The organism is Streptomyces panaciradicis, from assembly GCF_023516615.1.
GTDB classification, from domain to species: domain Bacteria; phylum Actinomycetota; class Actinomycetes; order Streptomycetales; family Streptomycetaceae; genus Streptomyces; species Streptomyces panaciradicis.
Window position 1 is genome coordinate 1 of the sequence record NZ_JAMGBF010000350.1, and the last position, 357, is coordinate 357.

At 73.4% G+C, this 357-nt stretch carries 1 protein-coding gene; it reads left to right on the forward strand.

Annotated elements, in window-relative coordinates; genetic code table 11:
• The coding region (locus M8J74_RS44315) for an AMP-binding protein (RefSeq protein ID WP_249841787.1) at nt 1-357 on the forward strand (357 nt) is incomplete at both ends.

Genomic DNA, 357 nt, shown 5'->3' on the forward strand with positions numbered 1-357 from the left:
GCGTCCCCCTCCCACACGGCCCAGGCACTCGCCCGCTTCCCCCACCTGCGGCTGCTGAACGGCTACGGGCCGGCCGAGAGCATGGGCTTCACCACCACGTTCACCATCGAGCCGGGCACCGCCGAGAGTGCGGCGAGCATCCCGGTCGGCACACCGCTCGCGGGCAAGCACGCCTACGTCCTCGACGCGAACCTGGAGTTGGTGGCGCCGGGCGTGCCGGGGGAGCTGTATGTCGCCGGCCACGGACTGGCCCATGGCTACATCGGCCAGCCGGGACTGTCGGCGGACCGCTTCGTCGCCAACCCGCACGGACCGGCCGGCTCGCGCATGTACCGCACCGGCGACCTCGCCCGCTGG